We start from the raw sequence: 23,116 nt of genomic DNA, 5'->3' as shown, positions 1-23,116 counted from the left end.
TCAGTTTAAAAAGGGATAGTGTCAGGAGGTTTAGAAATGAAAAAAACAGCAGCAATTTTTATATTTATAACTTTAATTATATTTACAGTTAGTGGGGCTGCTTTTGCTGATCAGATTGAACTTCAGAGTGGGGAGAAGCTGAGGGGAGAGGTCCAGAATGAAACTCTGGGCCTGCAGACAGATTATGCGAAATTAAACTTACAAAAGCAATATATAAGTAAAATTGATCGAGAAGTTAGAAATGAAACGGAAATCTTTGTTTTAAGAGCTTCAGAAAACAACAGGTTCAGCGGTCAGCTGCTTGCAGATATTAGATTTCTGGTTAATGGTTCTGAGAGAGTTTTTACAGTTTCGGATATTAAAAGTGTTGATTTTTCTACTAACAGTCCCTTTAATGCTAATAAAGATATTTCAGTTAGTTTAAGGAATGGTGATTTCTTCTTTGCCAGTACAGTAGAAAATGCAATCAGTATTAATACTTCTCTAGGGAGCCCACTAAATATCAACTATAGTAATCTGACATCGATTGAGTATTTAAGTGGAGAGAAGACCTATTTAATAAAGCGCAAAAACTCTTCAGATATTAAATCAAATTTACAGGGTCAAAAAATAATTGTCTGGCCTGCGGCTGCCGAAATTGTTGAGCTTAGATTTGATCATGTAAGTAAGATTAATTTTAATTAACCACTAATTATAAATTGTCGAATTTTGATTCTTGAAAAAAAGAAACTTTTGTAATAAAATTATAATAATATAAATCAAGTTTATAATAGGAGGAATTTGAATGGAGAATGAGCCGCCGGAAGATTATTACAGTGAATACGAAATCGATTTACGAGAATACATAATGCTTTTATGGAATAATAAATTTTTTATTGGTTCTCTGGTGATTATTGCTATATTGATAGCATTTGCTTATAGTACTTTTATTATTGAGCCAGTATATGAGGCCAAGTCAACACTGCTGATTTTAACTCCGAGATATACAACTTCTCTGGAGGTAGAATCTTTTTCTATAGATACCTATAGAAATTTAGCAACTACTGATTCTATAAAACAAAAGGTTATCAATGATTTGGATTTGAGAAATGAGAGTGGAGAAAGATATAGTGCTGATCAATTAGATGGCATGATGAGTATTGAAATTCTAGCTTCTGAGGAAAATGATAATGGAGATGCACCTTTAATAGAACTTAGAGTTAAAAACAGGGATCCTGAACTGGCTGCTAACATTGCTAATGCCTGGGCAAAAAATTTTATAAAAGATAGTCGAGAAATTAGAAAAAATGAAGTGATAGAGGTTGCTACGGTTATCCAGGAACAATTTAAAGACACGGAAGAAAAACTAAACAATTTAAAATCAGATTTATTAGCTTTTAGTAAAGAGAATCGATTAGGGTTATTAAGACAAAGACTTAGTAATAGAGAAAATAAGTTAAACGAAAATAATAAGAAAATACTGGATCTGGAAAAAACTATTGGCGCAAAAAAGGCAAGGTACAAAATTATTATTTCTCAGTTAGATAAAATGGAAAAGGATGGGAAGTGGATTGGAGAATTAAGAAACGAAGTTAATATAGGAAACAATTATGGTTTATTAAAAGTTAAAGATCAGTTCTTAAATTATCAGGAGAAATTAAAGAATTTTAATCAGGAGAATGATCTTAATTTAATACAGGAAGAAATTAAATCTGCAAGAAATAATATTACCAAGTACCAGAATAGAATATCAGAATTAAAAAATAAAATGGTAAATTTAAGAGAAGAAAATCAAAATCTGAATGAGGTATTAGGAGAAGAAGACTCTCGTTGGATAGTTAATAGAAGTATAGACAACAATACACTTTGGGAGAATATTTTATCAGAAAAAGAACTTAATTTATTAAAAAAATTAAAGTTAGAAGATGAAATTGTAAATCCTATTTACAAAAAAGCCAAGAATAATTTAACTGATAATCGTATTATATTAAAAAAGATTCCAACCTTAATAAAATATTACAATAGCCAGATTGAGAATGAAAACAATAGATTAAAAAAATTAAACGAAGAATATTATGGTCTTGAATTAATTAAGAATAATATTAGTAATAATTTATCAATGTATAGAGATTCCTATAATAGTTTTGCTAAGAGATATGAAGATTTAGTTAATAAAAAGGTGAATTTAGAACTTGAATTAGAAGAAATAAGTGCTGAATTGGCATACTACCGTAAAGATGAAAGTAAATTAACTTCAGAAATTAAAGAAATGCAGAATCAGTTATGGGAAGCGGAGAATGAAAAGTCTTTACTTGAACAAAGAATAAAAGATGTAAAAAATACTTATAGTTCTTTAGCTTCTAGAGTCGAAGAAGCTAGGATTACAGAAGCACAAAGGACAAGTGATGTTAAGTTTTATGCGGAAGCAGTAACACCTTCGAAACCTCTTGGAAATAATAGTAAACTTAATATGGCTATAGCAGCTGTTTTAGCACTTATGCTTGCAGTTTTTATAGTATTCTTTAGAGAGTTTATGAAAGAACATAACTAAAGATAACTAAATAATCATTAAGAAGAAGTCTCTTTTCTTTTAAGTTGTTTTTTATAACTTAAGAAAAGAGACTTTTTAGTTTTAAATTTGTGATGAAAGTTTGAAAATTCCAAAAAATAGATTGTTTTATTTTGTAAAATAATGTAGAATAATAATTAGGAGGCTAAAATATAATTTGTGGGGAGCGATATAGATGAATAGTGAAGGGAACAATAACCACCAGATGTATTATGATGAATATGAAATTGATTTAAGAGAATATATACTTCTTTTGTGGGATAATAAATTTTTTATAGGCGGGCTTGTAATACTGGCTGTTATAGCTGCTTTTTTGTTCAGCACCTTTTTTATTGCTCCGACTTATCAGACTCAGGCCAGAATACAGCTTTCCAATTATGAAGGTTTATACAGTAACCCTGATACCGCTGTACAACTTTTAAGCAGCACTGATCTAATGCAGAAAGTAATGGCAGCAGAAAATATAGATTTGACAGCTGCTCAATTAAATTCCTATATTAATAATAACTTGAATATCAGTCAAATAAGTAATACTTCAATTATTACAATAACAGTAAAAAATAATGAGCCTCAATTAACTCAAAATATTGCAGAGGGTTTAATTAGTAACTTTGAAGCAGACTCTAATAAATATTTTGAAAATAAATTGAAAAATGATAGGGAATATATTTCTACTCTTAAAACCGATCTAAAAGATCTAAGCTCTGATCTAGAAAGAAATCAAAACTTAATTCAAGAAAGTAGAGAAAAGGGAAAAAGTGAGGTTGCTTCCTTATTAATTCAGGAAAATTCGTCTCTTCAGGATTCACGTCTGGAGTTAAGAAGAGAAATTGAAGAAAGAGAATCAGAACTTGAAAACTTTTATCCACTGGAAGTTTTAGATGCACCATACTTGCCTGAAAATCCGACTAGTCCGAACATAAAGTTAAATGTTGCAATTGCAGCAGTGCTGGCCCTAATGCTGGCAGTGTTTATAATCTTCTTTAGAGAATTTATGAAAGAAGAATAGAAAACTTAATCAAAAATGAACATATTAAAACCCCGGTAGAAATTTAAATTTTAATTTCTCCGGGGTTAAATTATTTAATTCAAGATACACCAGCTTAAAGCTTTCTTTTTACCCTGCTGTATATTATTTAAAGTTTTAAATTTTGGACGCCCATAGTTTAAATATAGGTTCTTAAACTCCTTAATATATTCTAATTCAGCGGGCGCTGCTACTTTTTCGGCTCTTTTAAAGAGCTCTGTGGTTAATGATTCTAGCTTCTGGTTTTCTTGAGAATTAATTACTTTATTTTTAAATTGCAGAAATTCCTGCTGATTGTAATTTAAAGACTGCTGATAGTAATAATCAAGATTATCCTGATTATAAAAGATAGCTTTTAATAACGCGGCAAAGGCAAAATTATAGGGATAGGGCAGAGCATCAGCGGATCTAATTTCTATGTATTTTTTAGTCCTGATATCCGGAAAAACCATTGAAAGAAAATGGTCAATAGTTTCTGCTTTATCGTTTTCCATAAGCTCTTTAATTTTAGTCGAACCACTGTAAGCTAAATTACCTTCTTCTAAGTTTATAATTGCAGGGGTATTAAGTATATATTCTGCATAATCTCTGTAACCAAACTCTTTATCAAAAACGCCTTTAATAATGCCAGAACGCTCACTGTCACAGTTGGCCCAGATTGTCTCTCTAATGCTTGAGGAAGCTGCTGTTTTCCCCTCAAAAAAAGGAGTGTTGTCAAAAAGATAGTAGACCAGGGGAGTTAAAAAATAGCCAACTCTAAATTTTTTAATGTAATCTAGTTCATTAACATAATCAATATTCATCTGGACAGAGGCAGTACCCTTCATCATATTGTGAGCATACTTACCGGTGCCTTTAAAGTATCTGTACATTAAGTCATAACGCTTTTTTGGCAGCAGAGGTAGATCTTTAATTGAACTTTCCGGTTGATAACCGAGAACAGCCAGTTTTTGACTTCTGCTATTTAAAATTTCTTTGATTTCTTCTATAAAACTTAGATAAATTTCTTTAGTCTGCTCTAAATCAACAAAGGGAATAATGCTCAATTCAAGCTGGCCACCTGGTTCCAGGGTTACAGCCCGTTGTTTATCAGTAAGTCCAATTAAATTTTCACCTTCAAAGACCTTTTCCCAGTTTCCTTTACTTAACTGTTTCAGCAAAGATTCAATTCCCTGCTCTTCTGAATATTTAACAGCAGTTAAATTTTCTTTTAAAATGAGATGTTCAAATTCCATTCCGACTTTGTGATTTTCTTTTTTACTTTCAGCTTCTTTAAAATAACTTGCAAAACTTTCGATCTGTTTTTGGTAGTCCATAACTGATCCTTTCTTTTTATTATTTATATAATTTGATAGCTTTTTTAACCTAAAATGTCAGCATTTAGTTAGCTGTTCAGCCGTAATTAAGTTGATTGCTTTACTTATATATACTATTATAACTTAAATTTGCTTTTCCTGCATTTAATTATAAAAAATATTGCTTAAGTTATTAGCTGACGGAAATTGTCGAGCTTTTTGTTTGAATCTCAGAACTGTTTATAATAAAATTAAAGTTGATAAATTATTCATCAATTATAAAATTTACATACAGGGGAGAATGATAATATGAAAATCACAGTAGCAGGGGCTGGATATGTAGGGCTGTCCAATGCAGTTTTGCTTGCTCAGAATCATGAGGTAACAGCAGTCGATGTCTTAGAAGAAAAAGTGGAAATGATCAATAGAAGAAAGTCGCCGATTGTTGATCCAGAGCTTGAAGACTATCTAGAAAATAAAGAACTTAATTTAAAGGCAACCACTGATGCGCTTAAAGCATATCGGGAGGCTGATTATGTAATAATTGCTACCCCAACTAACTATGATCCGGATCAGAATTATTTTAATACCAGAACTGTAGAAGCTGTTGTGGCTAATGTACTTTCCTTTAACGAAGATGCCGTGATGATTATTAAATCAACTGTACCGGTTGGTTATACTAAAGAACTGCGGGAAAAATTTGATACAGAAAATATTATATTTTCCCCGGAATTTTTGAGGGAAGGTAAGGCACTTTATGATAATCTTTATCCCTCTCGCATTATTGTTGGAGAACAGTCTCAAAGGGCCCAGGAATTTGCTAACCTTTTAGTTGAAGGTGCTGAAAAAGAAGATATTTCAGTCTTGTTTACGGATTCCACTGAAGCAGAAGCGATAAAACTGTTTGCTAATACCTATCTTGCAATGCGGGTAGCTTTTTTTAATGAACTCGATACCTATGCTGAGGTCAGGGATTTAGACAGTAAACAGATTATTGAAGGGGTCGGCCTGGATCCTCGCATAGGAGATCATTATAATAATCCTTCTTTTGGCTATGGAGGCTACTGTTTACCAAAAGATACTAAACAGCTGCTTGCTAATTATGAGAATGTACCCAATAATATTATGCAGGCCATTGTAGATGCCAACCGAACCAGGAAAGATCATATTGCTGAGATGATAATTAAACAGCAGCCGGAAAAGGTAGGGATTTATCGTCTGACCATGAAGAAAAACTCTGATAATTTTAGACAGTCATCTGTGCAGGGGGTAATGAAACGCATCAAGGCAAAGGGAATTGAAGTAGTAGTATATGAGCCTGCCCTGGAGGCCGATCAGTTTTATAGATCACGAGTAATAAATGACTTAGCTAAATTTAAAGCTGAATCAGAAATCATTGTTGCCAACAGAATGGCTGCCGAGTTAGATGATGTTGAGGAAAAAGTTTATACCAGAGATTTATTTAATAATAATTAAGCTGCAGTTTTTAACCACCCGGATTAAGTCATATTTTTGACTCAAAACGGGTGGCTTTTGTTTCTCAGAGCTTTCTGCAGCTAGTAAAATAAATTCTTAAAACTCTATCCCTCCGGTAGTTATAATACCCGCATCTCCAAAAGGAACTAAATCCAGACGGAAAGGTTCTCTTCTTAAGCCAATACTGAAAACTGCCCCGGGAAAAGTTGTCATTTGATGCATCCAGGTAGTATATTTTCCGTTTTCATCATCATAACCATGGACTATACCATAGGTAAATTTAGCTGTAAACTCTGTGCTGCCAATTGAGAACAGATGGTAGTTTGTTCCCCGGTAAATATAAATTGTGTCCTGGTCATAGCTGTTTTTGAAAAAGGCAATACCATCTAAGTCATTATTGGCATAGTGTCTTTCCAGTCCAATGAGATGCTGCTGGTTATTCTGATAGTCTCTTTGATTGAAATGCTGGGTAAAAAAACTTGTCTGCAGGTAATAGTTTTCTATTTCAGCTGCAGCAGCAGGAGCTGCCAGGATTAAAATAATTAATCCAGTCAGGATCAAGATTTTAAGCCGCATTAAGATACCTCCTCTAAATTTTTAGAGGTTTAAAATTTATCTGTCTTCCAGCCAGAAGCGAGTTCTAGAGTTGTTTAAATTTCCTTCACTGCTTAGAGCAATACCACTATACGGCTTCCAGCCTACAATTTCCGTTACATAAAAGACATCTTTAATTTCTACCATGACCGGCATCCTGTCTATTGGGTCACGCATAGAAATATTTGCACTTTTACTTCTGTACCCTTTTATTTTAACAGATTTTCCTTCAGCTGCAAAATTTGTGAGCAAATTTCCCTCTGCAGCATTAAATAGCACATGTCCCTTTACTGAAGGAGCCATCCAGGGATACATTCTGCTGCCCATTCTCATTTCAACTTTACCTTCAATTGTCTCAATTGCTTTTTTACTTTGATAAGGATAATCCTGATCTACCCTATAATCCAGATAGGTGGTACCCTGATAAACAATTTTATTTTCTAATAATGCCCCCAGATTTTGATCAACTAACAAGTCCTGGTTAAAGTTTGCCAGATCATCTTTAATGACCCAATTTAAAAGTTTAATATCTTTGGTTTCCTGTTTCAGCTGATCAATATCATCAATAAAGAGGTCGGCTATAGATGTTGAAATATAAGCGCTTTCTCCATAAGTCAAATTAACAGCTGGTGTCATTTCTGTAATTTGATTTTTGCTAATTCCATTGTAATTAACGAGATTTTGATCAGTTAAAATCAGAAGGCTGATTTCGCTGATTCCGCGGTCAGATTTTGTAATTTCTAGAGGATAATATAGTTCATCTGTTTTAAATTGATAGGAAACAGCCTCGTTAATTTTGGGATCAGGTCCAACTTCAACAGTGTCAAAAACAAAGTAGTTGTAGCCGCGATTGATATAGTTATTGATTGTGTTTTTAAGTTCTCTGGGAATGACTGGATTTTGTTCGCCTTTTTCTTGCAGGTAGTCATTAACCCAGCTGACAAAGTAATTTTGATTTAAAACTTTTACAACCGTAATATCGTGGGAGCCAATTACTATTTCTTCTTTTATTTCGGCAGCAGGAGCTTCCGTTTCGGTGCTCCTCAGGACTGGCTGTCTCAAATCGTTAAAGACTTCCTGAAAAACAAATTCATTGGCTCGTCTTAAGACATCACGACTGGATTTCTTGACTTCAGGCTCGGCCGGTAAAGGTAATACCTGCAGTACCTTTGTTGCTTTAGAAGCATATAATTCGGTTGATAAAATTAAAATTTCTTCATCCCCGTTCCAGGCAATTAGAGCATCCTGGGCTGGCTCAAAAATTTGCACTCCTTCAATAAAGGGGATAGAGCCTCTGTCTGCAAAAGCGCCTGTAGAAACTAATAGTAAAAAGATAAATAATAGAATAATTGTTTTTTTCAAGATTATCCCTCCTCTAATTCTCATATGATATACTTCTTCAACTATAGATTTTTTTCCTGCCTGCAGCAACAAAATTTATAGAGACACAAACTGTTAATATCTCACTTTTATGATATAATTGGAAAAGAGAGGTGACAAATATGGACTTATTTACTCTAGCAGCTCCAGTTTTTGATCTGGCCATGAAAATATCGGGCCACGAAAAAGTTTTAGTTGAACTGGGAAATAGGATAAAAAAAGATGAGTTAAAAAGGCATTCTGGCAGCAGGGACAGTGGTTTTAATTTTAATCTTTCAGCAAACAGTTCTGAACAGGAATTGAAGGAGGAACAATCAGAAGTTAAACTGCTTGATCTGGGGGGAGGAACAGGAGAACTTGTTAGATATCTGCCTCGAAATATTACAGTTACAATTGCTGATCCTTCTCAGGCAATGCTCGCTGAGGGGAGGAAAAAAGATTTTAAACAGCAGGTTAAGCATGTGCTGGCCGATGGTGCTGATCTTCCATTTGAGAGTGATTCTTTTGATTATCTAACAATTTCGGATGCTCTGCATCACTTTCGTAGAGTGGATTCTGCTTTAAATGAAGCAGCAAGGGTGCTCAAACCGGGAGGAAAACTATATATATTAGAATTTGATCCAACTACCTTTTTTACCAGAGTTATTATCTTTTTTGAAAAACTGGCTGGAGAGCCGGTTAATTTTTATCAGCCAGAAAAACTGACCGAAAAGCTGGCTCGAAATGAGCTCAAAATAGAGCATCAATATCTCAATAAATCCCTCTATATTCTTACTGCAAAAAAACGGCTTAAATAAAGTAAAATCAAGGCATCTTGAATAGTGCGCTTATTTAAAGAATTCTAATAATTTCGAATACCGGAAAATGGTCAATAAAAGATGTGAAATATTTGACAGCAGAATTGTAAAGTATTATACTTAAAGAGGAAATAAATAATAAAAATTTACCTTATTAATAGGAGGGAAAGTTATAATGGCAAAACAAATGAAGACCATGGATGGAAACACTGCTGCAGCTCATGTGGCTTATGCATTTACAGACGTAGCAGCTATCTATCCTATTACTCCTTCATCTCCAATGGCTGAATTAGTTGACGCATGGAGTGCTAATGGTCGTAAAAATATTTTCGGCCAGGAAGTAAAGTTGACTGAAATGCAGTCTGAGGGAGGAGCATCTGGTGCAGTACACGGTTCCTTGGTGGCAGGAGCTTTGACAACTACTTTTACAGCTTCTCAGGGATTATTATTGATGCTGCCTAACATGTATAAGATTGCCGGAGAACAGTTACCCGGAGTTTTTCATGTTAGTGCACGTACTGTTGCTACACATGCTCTATCGATCTTTGGTGATCACTCTGATGTAATGGCTGCCCGTCAAACAGGTACAGCTATGTTAGCTTCCGGAAGTGTCCAGGAAGTTATGGACTTAGCTGGTGTTGCCCATCTGGCATCTATTAAATCAAGTTTACCATTCGTACATTTCTTTGATGGTTTTAGAACCTCTCATGAATATCAAAAAATAGAAGTTATGGATTATGATGATCTGGAAGGATTGGTTGATTACGGAAAGATCAGCGAATTCAGACACAGAGCATTAAATCCCGAACGTCCTGTAACAATGGGTACAGCTCAAAACCCAGATATTTTCTTCCAGGCGCGTGAAGCTTGTAATAGTTTCTATGATGCAGTTCCGGATATTGTAGAAGAATATATGCAGGAAATTTCAGAATTGACAGGTAGAGAATATCATCCATTTAACTATATAGGTGCAGAAGATGCTAAATATGTAGTAGTGGCTATGGGTTCTGTAACAGATACTATCGAAGAAACTGTTAAGTACTTAGTAGATCAAGGAGAAAAAGTTGGTCTGATTAAAGTAAGATTATATCGTCCATTCTCCGAAAAATACTTCATGAAGGCTCTTCCAGAAACTGCTGAGAAGATTGCTGTATTAGATAGAACTAAAGAACCTGGTGCAGTAGGGGAACCACTTTATGAAGATGTAAGATCATTATTCTACGATCACGAAAAGCGCCCTGTTATAGTTGGCGGACGCTACGGTTTAAGTTCTAAGGATACTACTCCTACACAGATTAATGCTGTATTTGAGAATCTTAGAAAAGATGAGCCAAAAGATCACTTTACAATTGGAATTAAAGATGATGTTACAAATACGAATCTTGAACTTACAAAACATATTAACACTTCTCCAGAAGGTACAGTTCGCTGCAAGTTCTGGGGTCTTGGTTCTGATGGTACTGTTGGAGCTAACAAAAATGCTATCAAGATTATTGGTGACAATACAGATAAGTATGCTCAGGCTTACTTCTCTTATGACTCCAAAAAATCTGGTGGTGTAACTGTTTCTCACTTAAGATTTGGTGATGAGCCAATTAAGTCAACTTACTTAATTGATCAAGCAGACTATGTTGCCTGCCATAACGAATCTTATGTAGATAAGTTTGATATGGTTGAAGATCTACATGATGGCGGAAACTTTGTGCTTAACTGTACCTGGTCAGCTGATGAGCTGGACGAAAATCTTCCTGCGAAAATGAAAAAGTATATTGCTGATCATAACATTAATCTCTACACAATTAATGCTGTAGATATTGCTCAGGAAGTTGGTTTAGGCCAGAGAATCAATATGGTAATGCAGACTGCTTTCTTTAAAGTAGCTGACATTATTCCTGTTGATGAAGCTGTTGAATATCTAAAAGAAGCTATTCAAAAATCTTATGGTCATAAAGGTGATAAGATTGTTGAAATGAATAATAAAGCAGTAGATAAGGCTCTAGATGCATTAGTTAAAATTGATGTACCAGCCGAATGGTCTAGTGCTGAAACTGCTGAAAAGGAAGAGGAAGAAGACGTGCCAGAATTTGTTAAGAATGTACTTAAGGTTGTTAATGCACAAAAAGGTGATGAATTACCTGTAAGCACATTTATTGGCCGTGAAGATGGACACTTCCCTCCAGGACTTTCTAAATACGAAAAACGTGGTATTGCAATTAATGTACCTGACTGGTTAAGTGATAAATGTATTCAGTGTAACCAGTGTTCACTAGCATGTCCACATGCAGTAATTAGACCTTTCTTATTAGATGAAGAAGAAGCTGCTAACGCTCCAGAAGGATTTGAAACTCTTGATGCCCGCGGTAAACAGCTGGAAGGATTACAGTATAAGATTCAGGTAAGTCCTTATGATTGTACAGGTTGTGGTGTTTGTGCTGATGTTTGTCCTGTTGATGCATTAGAGATGACTCCTTTTGCAGAAATGGTAGAAAAAGATGCAGACAACTGGGATTATGCTATTAACGAAATTTCTATTAAGGATGACTTAATGGATCCTGTTAATATCAAAGGTAGTCAGTTCCAGGAACCACTACTTGAATTCCACGGTGCTTGTGCAGGTTGTGGAGAAACAGCTTATGCTAAACTGGTAACACAGTTATTTGGAGACAGAATGCTAATTGCTAATGCTACAGGTTGTTCTTCAATCTGGGGTGGATCTGCTCCTGTATCTGTTTACTCTACTAACCCAGAAGGCCACGGACCAGCCTGGGCTAACTCCTTATTTGAGGATAACGCCGAGTATGGTTATGGTATGTATCTGGCTAATGAGCAGATTAGAGCTAAGATTGCTGACCTGATGGAAGAAGCAATTGAGCTTGATTTAGATTCAGAACTAACAGAGCTAATGAAAGAAATGTTAGATAACTATAATGACGGCGAGAAAACTAAAGAAATCAAGAAGAAAATGATGCCTTTACTCGCTAAGTACAGTGAAAACGAAGTAATTGCTGAGATTGTTGACCGTAAAGAATTTATTACTAAGAAATCTCAGTGGATTATTGGTGGAGATGGCTGGGCTTATGATATCGGTTACGGAGGATTAGACCACGTTATCGCTTCTGGTGATGATGTAAATGTATTAATCTTTGATACAGAGGTTTATTCTAACACCGGTGGACAGTCCTCTAAAGCTACTCCAACTGCTGCAGCTGCTAAGTTCGCTGCTTCTGGTAAGAAGATTAAGAAGAAGGACTTAGGACAGATGGCTATGACTTATGGTTATGTTTATGTTGCTCAGATTTCTCTGGGTGCCAACATGAACCAGGCAATCAAAGCTATCGCAGAAGCTGAAGCATATGATGGACCTTCCATTATTATTGCTTATGCTCCCTGTATTTCACATGGACTCAAAAAAGGTATGGGCTGTAGTGTTAGTCAGGAGAAAGATGCAGTTGAATCTGGATACTGGCACTTATTCCGCTTCAACCCAGATCTTAAAGAAGAAGGAAAGAATCCATTTAGTCTGGATTCCAAAGAACCTACTGAAAGCTTCAGAGACTTTATTCTTAGTGAGGTACGTTTCTCCTCTCTACAGAAGACATTCCCTGAAATTGCAGAGGATCTCTTTGAAAAATCTGAACAGGATGCAAAAGAACGTTATCAGTCCTACAAGAGACTTGAGCAGGCTTATGCTCCTGAAGAAGAGTAATAAAATAGCTTAAAAATAAATAAAAGAGCAAGGATAAAAGACCAGCGGGACGCCGCTGGTCTTTTTTTAACGTACTGGTGCCGTGTACCACCCGAGTTTTGTCTTATTATGTCGAAAAGATAAGCGGATAAATTTTTTAATTAAATTGTAAAAATATTGAAATTATATAAATAAAAGTATATAATTAAACTGAAGTAAAAAAATAGAAGGGTGGTATTTATGGTGCGCAAAAGAAGAGTCTGGTATCCTGGATCAAAGTATCATATTACCTGTAGGGGGAATAAAAAAAGAACAATTTTTTTAGACAGGATTGATTTTAAAATATATATTAATATAATTAAAGAAATAAATAATAAATATCCATTTGTAATTCTAAGCTATTGTTTGATGCCTAACCATGTTCACCTGCATCTTAGAACTGAAGATATAGAAATCTGGAAAATTATGCAGGCTATTAACTGGCGTTATGCGCGTTATTTTAACGAAAGATATAATACAGTAGGCCATGTATTCCAGGGTCGATATGGCTCAAAGATAATAGAAAATAATTACTACAATTTAATTGTAAATCGTTATATTCATCTCAATCCGGTTAAAGATCAACTGGTCTTAAACCCCAAAGATTATCGCTGGAGTAGTTACAGGATCTATTTAGGAGAAGAAAAAAGTGAGTTAGTTAAAGAAGAGGAGATTCTAAACTATTTTGCTGGTGAAAGAAGTTTATATAATAAGTTTATTATGGAATTTGTTTAAGCCTTCAAACAATTTTACAAAGAAAAAGGCTATTGAAATTTAATCAATAGCCCGCTGTTTTTAAAGATTTGAATAGTTTAGCTTTTTTGAAATTAATTTTAAATTCTAATTACCTTTACCAGGATTATTGCCTTTTCCCTTTCCAGAATTATTACCATTAACGGGATTCTTGTATTTGCCTTTAGCTTTTCCTTTTCCAGGATGATTATTTTGCATATAGTTATGAATCATATTTGAGAGACCTTGACCGGTCCAATCTTCATTATTTGCCTTGTAGGCTTTAATCCTTTGAGCCAGACCGCGACCAAAATTATCTCCATTATAATTTTCATCATAGTCTCCATCATAATCGTCTTCAAATTCATCGTTATTATCTTCTAATTCTCCCAGAATTATTTTAATCATTCCCAGATCAATTTCTCCATAAATATCTACCATAGTGGTTAATTCATCTTTTAAGATAGTTTTTTGTTCCACTGTTAAGTCTAAATCATAGTCATTTAGATCAATATAGTCATCTTCAGCTGCCAGCAGTGGCAATGATAATGTGAGTATAATGATTAATACTGCAGTTGCAATTATTTTCATATTCATAGTTTTACCTCCCTTACAAAATTATTCAGTTTATCTTATTTTTAATATAACACTAATTGAGCTTTAACTCAAATAATGGAGTGGTTTGTTGTTGATTTTACTAAATTCAAATCAGAATTAAATTATTATAATTTAATTATTAAAGGATTGAAAATTATTATGCAGAATATAATATATAGATAGAAACTTATGGAGGTGAAGCTTTTGATTTTAAATTGGACAGGTGTCTTTCGTCTTATATTAGCTGCTATTATGGCAGCGTTAATCGGCTATGATAGAGAAAAGCAAAATAAAGCTGCAGGTATTAGAACAAATGTTATTGTTGCTGTTATTTCCTGTGTTATTATGATACTTTCAGTTGAAGTCGCAGAATCTAGTGGTTCATTAAGTGGTGTTCAGGGTGATCCAGCTCGGCTGGCAGCACAGGTTGTAAGTGGCATTGGATTTTTGGGAGCGGGTACTATTTTGAAACAGGAAGACAAAATTGAAGGCCTAACAACAGCAGCCAGCCTGTGGGGAGTTGCAGGTCTGGGTCTTGCGGTAGGCTATGGGTTATATGATATTTCGATAGCTGCAACTTTAATTATTTTTATTAGCTTAAGAGTAGCCCCTTCAGTTAAGAGACGGGTTTAGTAACTGTTTACTAAACTTATGGAATTTTAATTGTTATTATTAAAGAGAAAAGAGGGGATTTTTGTGAAGAAAAAGTATTTTACTTTATTAATTATACTAGTGTTGGGTGGCTTAATTTTAGCTGCCTGCAGTAATGGCAGCAGTCCTACTTTGAGAGGAAAAGTTTATTATAATAACACAGATTCCATGGTTTATAATGCTGAGGTTTTACTTGATGGTCAGGTAAGGGATAAGACTGATTATTATGGCGAGTTTTATATTACCGGTTTGGAAAAAGATAGTTATACTTTAAGAATTAGAAAAAAAGATGCTATTGAAGATTATGTAGAAACAGTTTATCCAAATGTTAATAATAATTTAATTATTAATGCTGTTCCGGTGGCAGATACAACAATAATTAACGGTCAGGTCAATATAAGTAATAGAACAGAATATGAGGCATCAGGGATAAATAGTTCCAGTAATTTAAGATCTGCCTCTAACTTTAAAGATTTCAGTAAAGCTAAGATTGTTCAGGATGAAATAATTGTTAAATATGATAATTCAACTGTAACCAGTGCTTCAAATACGGTTAAAGAAGTTCAGGGATTAAATATTGCGAAAAAATTGAACAGAGGTAATGGCGATTTAGTTAAATTTAAAATACCAGCCGGAAAAACAGTTGAAGAAATGATAGATTACTTTTCTAGTCAGCCTGGAATAGAATATGCTGAGCCCAATTACTATGTTTATGTCCAGTCTATTCCAAATGATGAGCGGTATGACGAATTTGATTCCAACAATAATCGTAGTATAATTCAGTGGGGCTCAATATCTGCAAATCTTGAAGCAGCCTGGGATGAACAAAAATATAGTAGTTCAGTTACTGTGGCTGTTCTTGACTCCGGTATTATACCAGATCATGAAGATTTACAGGCTAATATATCTGGAGGAGCAAATTTGGTTGGTGATAGTGGTGGAAATACTGATCCTCGCAATTATACTGCTAATACAGATATAAGAGACAGAACTACTCAGGCCGATGGCGGAAGTCATGGTACTCATGTGACAGGAATAATTGGAGCTTTAACTAATAATACTACGGGAGTAGCAGGAGTTAGCTGGGGCATAAACTTAATGCCGGTAAAAGTTTTAGATGATACTCAAAGCGGAAATACTTTTGACGTAGCAGAAGGAATCTACTATGCTGTGGATAATGATGCTGATGTTTTAAATATGAGCCTTGGTGCTGATTTAGATTCCAACAATCTTCCTGCTCATCTGACAGAAGCAGTTGAATTTGCTGATAGTAGGGATAAAATTCTAATAGGAGCATCTGGAAATAATGGATCTAGTTCAGTATTATATCCTGCTGCTTATCCAGAAGTTATAGCAGTAGGCGCTGTAGACATTAACAACCAGCAGGCAAGTTATTCAAATTATGGTTCAAACTTAGACTTAGTAGCACCCGGTGGAGATTTTGATGTTGACACTGGTATTTTAAGCACCTGGGGATATTTTGAAAATGGAACTTTTTATACAAATGAATATACAGAAATGGAAGGAACTTCAATGTCAGCTGCTTATGTTAGTGGGGCAGCAGCTTTATTGCTAGAAGCAGGAGTTAGTCCTGAAAACGTAAGGAGAAGATTAACTTCTACAGCTGTTGATTTAGGTGCTGAAGGAAAAGATTCTGAATATGGTTATGGAATGATTGATATTTATGGAGCATTATTAAATCAGAAAATAGGAGCCCCCTATGTATTTGCAGCCACTGAAAACAATGGGACTTTGATTATTGAGAGTAATTCAACCCGAATGAATAGTGATGGCAGTTATTCTTTAGCGGATAGAATTATTGGAGACTATTATATGGTTGCCTGGAGAGACATTAATGATAATTTTGAGATTGACGGAGGAGATTATTTCGGTATAACGGATGCAACGGAATATTATAATCCAGGTGCAGTTTATGATAATCAGGATATAGACATGTATTATGTGACCTCAAGCTCTTCTGCTGCTTCCTTAAGTGTAGAAGGTATTGAAAAATTAAGAAACTAATTAAAGGAGGAGTTAAAATTGAGAAAAGAAATTAAGATCATATTTTTAGCACTGGCTATTGCAGCGCTGTTTTCAATTTCCGTTTCGGCTCAGATCCGGGTAGAAAATAGAACTATAGATTTTGATCTTATTCCAGACCAGATAACTGCGGACACTTATTTACCAATTGAAAAATTGGTGGAAGCTGGATTATTTGAAGTAGATAGAGTTAGTAATAACCGATATATCGTCCTGAAAAATGATAATTATTATATTTTGCAAAACAACCAGGATTTAGTCAGATCAAATTTAAGAAATAGAAATTTGGAATATACACCTGTGGTTATCAATCAGCACTTTTTAGTTCCGGTAGAATTTCTGGAAGAATTTTTGAATTTCAATGTTAGAGTCGAAAAGGGATTAACAATGCCAGACAGGATCGGTAGAGATGATCAGCTAAGAGACAATCTGCGTCTGCGGGTTTATCTTAACGATGATGAGTTTAGAATTTATGATAAACTAGAGTTAAGTATTGAGATTATGAATACTAATAGAGATGATATTAAGCTTCGCTTTAACTCAGCTCAGAAATATAATATTTATATCAAAAATAGATTTGGTAGAGTTCTTTATTCCTGGGCCTCAGACAAGATATTCTCTCAAGCAGTACAGGATATTGAGATTGAAGGTAGAGATTCTCTGAGCTTTGAAGAAGAGATAGATTTAAATCAGTTTAGAGAAGGCAGATATTATGTTGAAGTAGAAATTACAGCGGATAATTATGATTTTAATTCCATAGAAAAAGAATTTAAAATCGAAGACTAATCACTTTATATTTTTGATGAGGTAATAATTTATGTTGAAAAATAAAATTAAATTAATTGATAAATATATTATTAAGGAGGTCAGCTATCCTTTTATTCTGGGGGTTTTGATAGTTACTGTAATTTTGATTGGTAATTATTTTTTTCAGCTGACAGACTTAATAATTGTAAAAAAAGTACCGGTGCCGCTTGTTTTACAACTATTAGCTTATAAAATTCCTTCAGTAATGGTAGAAACCTTTCCAATTGCAGTTTTATTTGCGACCATGACCGGAATTGGTCGACTAAATCGAGAAAATGAGATTACTGCTATTCGGATGGGAGGAGTTAGTATTTTTAGGCTGATTATTCCCCTGTTGGTTATCGGGATTACGGTAAGTGGATTAACTTTGATTTTAAATGAAGATGTGGTTCCCTGGGCCAATCATCGTGCAAATAATATTATTAGAAAAACAATATTAAAAGAGGCTATGCCTGAACCGGAGGCAGAAGTCTTTTTTAAAGGACCCCAGGGACGCCTTTTTTATGTAGAAAAATATGACGAAAAAGCGGGAGAACTGCATCGAGTTGTTATTTATGAGTTAAACCAGGACCAGTTTCCGGAAGTTATTACGGCTGAGAGGGGAACAATTGAAGAAAATCGCTGGCTTTTAGATTCGGGAATTATTCATCAGTATGATAAGCAGGGTAAAATTGTTTTAGCTAGTAAATTTGAGGAGATGGAAATTCAGCTAACTGATGAGATGAAAGAACTTTATGGTAGTCAGAAATCTCCATCAGAGATGAGCAGAGAGGAGCTGGGTAAAAGAATTGCCCTGTTTAAAAAAAGTGGAATTAATGTTGATTCCCTGCTGGTGGATTATCACTTAAAATTGGCTGAACCGCTGACTGCTTTGCTATTTGTGCTGATTAGTGTACCTTTAAGCTTGAGTGGTAAGGAAAGCAGAACTCTAAATTTGATTTTTACAATTGTAATTGTGTTTTTATATTATGTGATCCTCTCCTTTAGCCGTTCTTTTGGTAAAAATTATATACTACCTCCTCTTGTTGCTGCCTGGCTGCCCAATCTTATTTTTCTATTTCTGGGAGTTATCCTGCTTTTCTGGCGAGACTCCTGGCAGAAGATAATTAATAAAATCTTTAAAATTCTAGGAATTTCGACAGCGGGTTTTTTACTTCTTTTTATTTTGAATACGGATGGGCAGACTGCAGATTTGCGAGTTAAGGCAGACTATTTAAATTATGATCAGAACAGTGGGTTTATTAAAATAAAAGGTAATATTGATGGTAGTTATGGTCAGTATTATTTAAAATCAGAAGATATAAAAATAGAGCTGGCTGATGGCAGTCAGACCAAACTAGAAAGAACAAAAAATCTAGAGCTGCTGCCGGGAGAGATTTCTGGCTGTGATTTTGAGCAGCCTCATTATTATTTTGACGCAGAACGGGTCATTATCAGACCGGGTGAGTATATTAAGATGTATAATATTATGTTCCGGGAATTAAACGGCAAACTCCCGCTTTTATACTGGCCTTATCTCTATATTTCTCTCAAACAGGAAAACAGTAACTTTGTTCCTGCCTTTGGCTATCATCAACAGCGGGGATGGTTTATCAAAACCAGGTATTTTTATAATAATCGCTTTGATCTCCCCGGTAATTTTTATCTTGACCACTATACTATTTCTGGTACAGCAGGAGGAGTAAAACAGTATTTTATTAATAACAGCCGGCAAAAGGCCTATCTTTATTATTACAGCCAGCAGAATAAAACCGATCTTTCGGGTCTTTTCAACTGGGAAGCCGAATTATACCACGAAGCTAATCCCGGAAATTGGGAAGAAGATTTTTCTTATTTTTATCAGGACTATGATAATAAAATCGAAATAGATTCCGCACTTGACTTTTATTATAAAAAGGAGAGCCGCCGCAGCAGAATCAATTTTGATTATGAGGAGCAGGATTATTTTGAAGCCAACAATCGTGATCAAAGAGATTACGGTTTTGATTTTTATTTTTATGATCGTTTTTTTGATAGTTTATCAACCAGATTAAATTATGATCGAGAATATTTTCGAGATCCTGAAGATGGACTGGAAAGAGAAATTAACAGAGAGCTGGATTTACGCTATAACCCGGGTGAAGGCTGGCGTAGTCGATTAAATTACTATAATGGAGAAAGAGAAAGTCCGGGAGAGTCTTTAAAGAGCAGAGAAGGTGGAGAATTTTCAATTTCTAAAAGAAGCGGCTATTATGACTTTGTTTTTTTAATGGAACAGTATGCTCCCCGCTTAACAGAAGCTGATCAGGTTAAGTTTTCTCGTCTGCCGGAACTATCTCTGGAATATAATCCTCCAGGACCTTTTTCTTATTTAGCTCAATTAGGTCGTTATTACGAAGATTTCAGTGGAATCGAAGCTTATCGTCTGCGGGGAGAAGCAAAATACAGTGATGGCTTTGTATTGCCACTAAACAGTTACTTGCGAGTGCTGCAAAAATTTAGCAGTAGTGGCTATCAGATTGAGGGAAGAGAAGATAATAGCATACCCGGGCAGCAGCAGTCAGCAACAGAACTAAGGCTGCGGACAAATTTAAGTCGTAATTTACGTTTGCGAAATAATTATAAATATCAGCAGCAGTGGGGCTATACGCCTTTTAACTTTGACGAAGGAGAAAAAGAAAATCAGATTGAAAATATGCTTGACTACAGAATTCTTCCCTATCTATATTTTAATCTGGAAAGTGGCTATGACTTTCTGGATTATCAGTATCTACCCCTGGAATTATATCTGAACTTAAATCCGACTGAAAATTGGGAACTTAAATTGGGTACCCGCTATGACTTAAATAATATGATTTTTGATGATAATTTAATTTTTCACAGTATCTACGAAGGTCAGCGATGGGAGCACCGACTGGGTCTGGAATATGATCTTAATTCCTCTCAGCTGCAGAAAATTGACAATCAATTAATCTTCAATTTAGAAGGAGACTGGGGCTGGTATTTAGAAAGTAATTTAAGTTTTGATTATGATTATGACAGTCAGATCAGTGAGGCCAATATTCAGCTAAATAAGAAGTTTCACTGTCGGGAACTTAAGTTTAGTTATGATTATCTGCAAGAAGAAATTACCATCCAGTATTCGCTCGAGCTTTTTCCGGCAGATCCTGTTGGTTTTACTAAAACTGAAGATGATTTGATTTTCGAATCCAGTATAGAAGAGCGTTTGAAAAACGATGATCTTTAGGAAGGAGATAAGATATGCTATTTTTAAAGATAAAACTGACAGCTATTATTTTAGTGATGTTTTTTAGTATTTCAGCTCCCGTTCTGGCTCAGGCTGGGCAGACAGAGGACAAAAATGCAGCAGTAGAAAATGAAAAAACAGTCTATATCAATGCTTCTCGCTTGGAATATCAGGAGGAAAAAACTATTTTGAGTGGTGGAGTCAGAATCCAAAAAGGAGAAACTATTATCAATGCCAGCCGGGGAGAGCTTTTCCGGGACCAGCAGAAAATGATTTTAACGGAAGAAATTGCAGTAGAATATCCTGATGGCAGGGTTAAGTCTAACAAATTAACGGTTTTTTTAGAAAATGAAGAGTATATTTTTGAAGAGGCAGCAGTCCTTAATTATTTGCTTTCAGAGGGAGAAGAGATGCTTCTGCAGAGTGATTATTTAAAAATAACCGGCGCTAATAATTCCTTTATTGCTGAAAAAAATGTCGAAATTGATTATGATAATCAGAAGTTTAGAGGTGATAAAGCAAATTATAATGGGGAAAGTGAAATGATGGATTTAACAGGTAATGTAGAGATAGAAGAAGGGCAGGACTGGGTTCGCAGTGATCGGGCTACCTTTAACTTAAAAGAGGGAGAAGAGGGTTATACTGCAGAAGGAAATGTTGAAATCAGGTTAATACTGCAATAACTTGTTCTTAAGTAGCTAAAAACAGGGTATAACTAGTTTGCAGGAGGAGAGATGACTAATGGGTGCAATTTTAACAATTTTATCCGCAGCATTGATGACAGCTGCAAATTATTACGGCCACCTATATTTTTTAAACTGGTTTGCTCTCCTGCCATTTTTTTACTACATCTATATTTATAGTCCGGAAATTAATTACCGGAAAATTTTTTTAAGAGGCTGGAATCTTGGATTCTGGATTTTATTTTTTTCAGCCAATTTTTTATATTATTCTATTAAATTATATACAGCAGCTGCGTCGATAACTGTAATCTTGCTTTTAATTCTGCTTTTTTCAATACTTTCTTTAATCTACGGTTTATTTTTTATAATCTATTTTTATCTGCAGCAGAAATTATTTGCAGATAAATCCCTGTCAGCTTTTTTCTTTGCTGGCTGCTGGACTCTTTTTGAGCTGGCCCGACATTATTTATTTTTCTTTTTTCCAATTGCAAACCCTGCTTATACTCAGGCAGATTTTTCAAGTTTTGTCCAGCTGGCTGCGGTGGGGGGGATCTGGCTCTCGACATTTATTTTAATTTTTGTTAACGGTCTGTTTTTTCAGATTATCTTTCAGAAAAAATTTAAAAAAATAATTATACTAGGCCTTATAATCATTCTCATTTTTGGTTTTGCAAATTATCGTGAGCAGTCCCGGCCTGTAAGCAGCTATAATAACAAACAAAAGATAGAAATTGGAATTATTACAAGCGAAATTGATCAGCAGAAAAAATGGAGTGCCGATCAGCTGCAGGCCAATATAGAACTTACTTTAAAAGCAGCCTCAAAATTAAATCAGACTGGACTTATTATAGCTCCCGAAACAAATTTGACCTTCGATTTTGGTTCAGATAAGTATTACCGACAAAATTTTTTAGATCGGGTTGCTGCAGAGCTTAAAACTCCTATTCAGATTGGTTCACTGGCGGCAAAGAATACTGGTAGTGGTCGTTATAACAGTTCCTATTTGATTTCAGCTAGAGGGGAAATAGTTTCTCGCTATGATAAAAATCTACTTCTCTACTTTGGCGAAACTTACCCCTTTAAAGATCTGTTGAATAAATATACACCCTATTATTTTTCCTCGCTGAATGCGGGGCATGAGAAAAAAATTTTTAAAAGTCAGGGGCTAAAATGGGAAACTGTGATTTGCTCGGAAATACTGTATCCTGAGTATGTTAAAGTTGACAGGGGAGAAGTAGACTTTATTGTAAATCAAACTAATGAAGCCTGGTTTCAGGATAGTCGGCTGCTGAAGAATATTATGTGGCAGGCTGCTGTATTTAGAGCCGTTGAAAATGGAATACCGGTTATTAAAACTGGGAATAAGTCTTACAATGGGATTATCTATCCTTCCGGGAGTTATCAAAAAGTTAATCCCGGGACCAATTATCATATACTAAATTTTGAGATTCCAGATTCCAAATGAAGAATACTGTCGTTTTAGATTCAAAGATGTTATAATAAAATTAGTAATCGCTATTTTTTGTAAGCGAAGGG

Annotated in this window: 17 protein-coding genes; 13 read left to right on the top strand and 4 right to left on the bottom strand. The window is 34.8% G+C overall.

All coding sequences use genetic code 11. From position 1 onward, the window contains the following. Positions 1-36 precede the first annotated feature (36 nt). The 3 genes from DFR80_RS07690 to DFR80_RS07680 all read left to right on the top strand — a co-directional run bounded on the left by DFR80_RS07690 (position 37) and on the right by DFR80_RS07680 (position 3,557). Positions 37-684 (top strand): hypothetical protein, encoded by a 648-nt coding sequence (locus DFR80_RS07690; protein WP_114489651.1) that lies wholly within the window; start codon positions 37-39, stop codon positions 682-684. A gap of 100 nt (positions 685-784) precedes the next feature. Then, positions 785-2,530, top strand: coding sequence for a Wzz/FepE/Etk N-terminal domain-containing protein (locus tag DFR80_RS07685; RefSeq protein WP_114489650.1), 1,746 nt, complete (start codon positions 785-787; stop codon positions 2,528-2,530). Positions 2,531-2,723: 193 nt separating this feature from the next. Further along, a complete protein-coding gene (locus tag DFR80_RS07680) occupies positions 2,724-3,557 on the top strand; it encodes a YveK family protein (protein ID WP_114489649.1) in 834 nt (277 codons plus the stop codon). 74 nt (positions 3,558-3,631) lie between these two features. On the opposite strand, the gene DFR80_RS07675 is transcribed toward DFR80_RS07680, so the two are convergent. Beyond that, positions 3,632-4,891: a glutamate-cysteine ligase family protein gene (locus tag DFR80_RS07675; protein WP_114489648.1), complete on the bottom strand. Its 1,260-nt coding sequence runs from the start codon at positions 4,889-4,891 to the stop codon at positions 3,632-3,634. Positions 4,892-5,179: 288 nt separating this feature from the next. Here DFR80_RS07675 and DFR80_RS07670 point away from each other — a divergent pair, with 288 nt between their 5' ends. After that, entirely contained in the window at positions 5,180-6,346 is a 1,167-nt protein-coding gene (locus tag DFR80_RS07670) for a nucleotide sugar dehydrogenase (protein ID WP_114489647.1), read from the top strand. A 96-nt stretch (positions 6,347-6,442) separates the two neighbouring features. Here DFR80_RS07670 and DFR80_RS07665 read toward each other — a convergent pair whose 3' ends face one another. Both DFR80_RS07665 and DFR80_RS07660 read right to left on the bottom strand, forming a co-directional pair. Beyond that, positions 6,443-6,922: a hypothetical protein gene (locus DFR80_RS07665; RefSeq protein ID WP_114489646.1), complete on the bottom strand. Its 480-nt coding sequence runs from the start codon at positions 6,920-6,922 to the stop codon at positions 6,443-6,445. A 36-nt stretch (positions 6,923-6,958) separates the two neighbouring features. After that, complete coding sequence (locus DFR80_RS07660) at positions 6,959-8,302, bottom strand: DUF2330 domain-containing protein (RefSeq protein WP_076544075.1); 1,344 nt, start codon at positions 8,300-8,302, stop codon at positions 6,959-6,961. Positions 8,303-8,442: 140 nt separating this feature from the next. Between DFR80_RS07660 and DFR80_RS07655 the strand changes: the two genes are divergently transcribed. The 3 genes from DFR80_RS07655 to DFR80_RS07645 all read left to right on the top strand — a co-directional run bounded on the left by DFR80_RS07655 (position 8,443) and on the right by DFR80_RS07645 (position 13,576). Then, positions 8,443-9,117 carry a class I SAM-dependent methyltransferase gene (locus tag DFR80_RS07655; protein WP_114489645.1) on the top strand — a complete coding sequence of 225 codons (675 nt, stop codon included), beginning with the start codon at positions 8,443-8,445 and terminating at the stop codon, positions 9,115-9,117. A 175-nt stretch (positions 9,118-9,292) separates the two neighbouring features. Further along, a complete protein-coding gene (nifJ, locus tag DFR80_RS07650; RefSeq protein ID WP_114489644.1) occupies positions 9,293-12,823 on the top strand; it encodes a pyruvate:ferredoxin (flavodoxin) oxidoreductase in 3,531 nt (1,176 codons plus the stop codon). 219 nt (positions 12,824-13,042) lie between these two features. Beyond that, a complete protein-coding gene (locus tag DFR80_RS07645) occupies positions 13,043-13,576 on the top strand; it encodes a transposase (RefSeq protein WP_114489643.1) in 534 nt (177 codons plus the stop codon). Positions 13,577-13,681: 105 nt separating this feature from the next. Here DFR80_RS07645 and DFR80_RS07640 read toward each other — a convergent pair whose 3' ends face one another. Further along, entirely contained in the window at positions 13,682-14,170 is a 489-nt protein-coding gene (locus tag DFR80_RS07640) for a hypothetical protein (RefSeq protein WP_114489642.1), read from the bottom strand. A 204-nt stretch (positions 14,171-14,374) separates the two neighbouring features. Here DFR80_RS07640 and DFR80_RS07635 point away from each other — a divergent pair, with 204 nt between their 5' ends. The 6 genes from DFR80_RS07635 to lnt all read left to right on the top strand — a co-directional run bounded on the left by DFR80_RS07635 (position 14,375) and on the right by lnt (position 23,045). After that, on the top strand, positions 14,375-14,803 hold the full coding sequence (locus tag DFR80_RS07635; RefSeq protein WP_076544080.1) for an MgtC/SapB family protein: 429 nt from the start codon (positions 14,375-14,377) through the stop codon (positions 14,801-14,803). A gap of 63 nt (positions 14,804-14,866) precedes the next feature. Then, a complete protein-coding gene (locus tag DFR80_RS07630) occupies positions 14,867-16,846 on the top strand; it encodes a S8 family serine peptidase (RefSeq protein WP_114489641.1) in 1,980 nt (659 codons plus the stop codon). An 18-nt stretch (positions 16,847-16,864) separates the two neighbouring features. Continuing rightward, positions 16,865-17,650, top strand: coding sequence for a BsuPI-related putative proteinase inhibitor (locus DFR80_RS07625; RefSeq protein WP_114489640.1), 786 nt, complete (start codon positions 16,865-16,867; stop codon positions 17,648-17,650). Between the two features lie 31 nt (positions 17,651-17,681). Then, positions 17,682-20,897 (top strand): YjgP/YjgQ family permease, encoded by a 3,216-nt coding sequence (locus DFR80_RS07620; protein ID WP_114489639.1) that lies wholly within the window; start codon positions 17,682-17,684, stop codon positions 20,895-20,897. A 14-nt stretch (positions 20,898-20,911) separates the two neighbouring features. Further along, positions 20,912-21,580: an LptA/OstA family protein gene (locus tag DFR80_RS07615; protein ID WP_114489638.1), complete on the top strand. Its 669-nt coding sequence runs from the start codon at positions 20,912-20,914 to the stop codon at positions 21,578-21,580. A gap of 58 nt (positions 21,581-21,638) precedes the next feature. Next, positions 21,639-23,045, top strand: a complete 1,407-nt coding sequence (lnt, locus tag DFR80_RS07610; RefSeq protein ID WP_114489637.1) for an apolipoprotein N-acyltransferase — start codon at positions 21,639-21,641, stop codon at positions 23,043-23,045. Positions 23,046-23,116 lie beyond the last annotated feature (71 nt).

It is taken from the genome of Halanaerobium sp. ST460_2HS_T2 (assembly GCF_003337665.1).
Classification (GTDB): domain Bacteria; phylum Bacillota; class Halanaerobiia; order Halanaerobiales; family Halanaerobiaceae; genus Halanaerobium; species Halanaerobium kushneri.
The sequence above is the reverse complement of the archived record's forward strand: the minus strand, read 5'-3'. Positions and strand labels throughout refer to the sequence as shown.

What these genes read in the sequence shown, in the direction of transcription:
- DFR80_RS07665 (WP_114489646.1), bottom strand. Translation starts at nt 6,922, where the DNA reads ATGCGGCTTAAAATCTTGATCCTGACTGGATTAATTATTTTAATCCTG.
- DFR80_RS07690 (WP_114489651.1), top strand. Translation starts at nt 37, where the DNA reads ATGAAAAAAACAGCAGCAATTTTTATATTTATAACTTTAATTATATTT.
- DFR80_RS07670 (WP_114489647.1), top strand. Translation starts at nt 5,180, where the DNA reads ATGAAAATCACAGTAGCAGGGGCTGGATATGTAGGGCTGTCCAATGCA.
- DFR80_RS07675 (WP_114489648.1), bottom strand. Translation starts at nt 4,891, where the DNA reads ATGGACTACCAAAAACAGATCGAAAGTTTTGCAAGTTATTTTAAAGAA.
- DFR80_RS07645 (WP_114489643.1), top strand. Translation starts at nt 13,043, where the DNA reads ATGGTGCGCAAAAGAAGAGTCTGGTATCCTGGATCAAAGTATCATATT.
- nifJ (WP_114489644.1), top strand. Translation starts at nt 9,293, where the DNA reads ATGGCAAAACAAATGAAGACCATGGATGGAAACACTGCTGCAGCTCAT.
- DFR80_RS07620 (WP_114489639.1), top strand. Translation starts at nt 17,682, where the DNA reads ATGTTGAAAAATAAAATTAAATTAATTGATAAATATATTATTAAGGAG.
- DFR80_RS07640 (WP_114489642.1), bottom strand. Translation starts at nt 14,170, where the DNA reads ATGAATATGAAAATAATTGCAACTGCAGTATTAATCATTATACTCACA.
- DFR80_RS07685 (WP_114489650.1), top strand. Translation starts at nt 785, where the DNA reads ATGGAGAATGAGCCGCCGGAAGATTATTACAGTGAATACGAAATCGAT.
- DFR80_RS07680 (WP_114489649.1), top strand. Translation starts at nt 2,724, where the DNA reads ATGAATAGTGAAGGGAACAATAACCACCAGATGTATTATGATGAATAT.
- DFR80_RS07615 (WP_114489638.1), top strand. Translation starts at nt 20,912, where the DNA reads ATGCTATTTTTAAAGATAAAACTGACAGCTATTATTTTAGTGATGTTT.
- lnt (WP_114489637.1), top strand. Translation starts at nt 21,639, where the DNA reads ATGGGTGCAATTTTAACAATTTTATCCGCAGCATTGATGACAGCTGCA.
- DFR80_RS07655 (WP_114489645.1), top strand. Translation starts at nt 8,443, where the DNA reads ATGGACTTATTTACTCTAGCAGCTCCAGTTTTTGATCTGGCCATGAAA.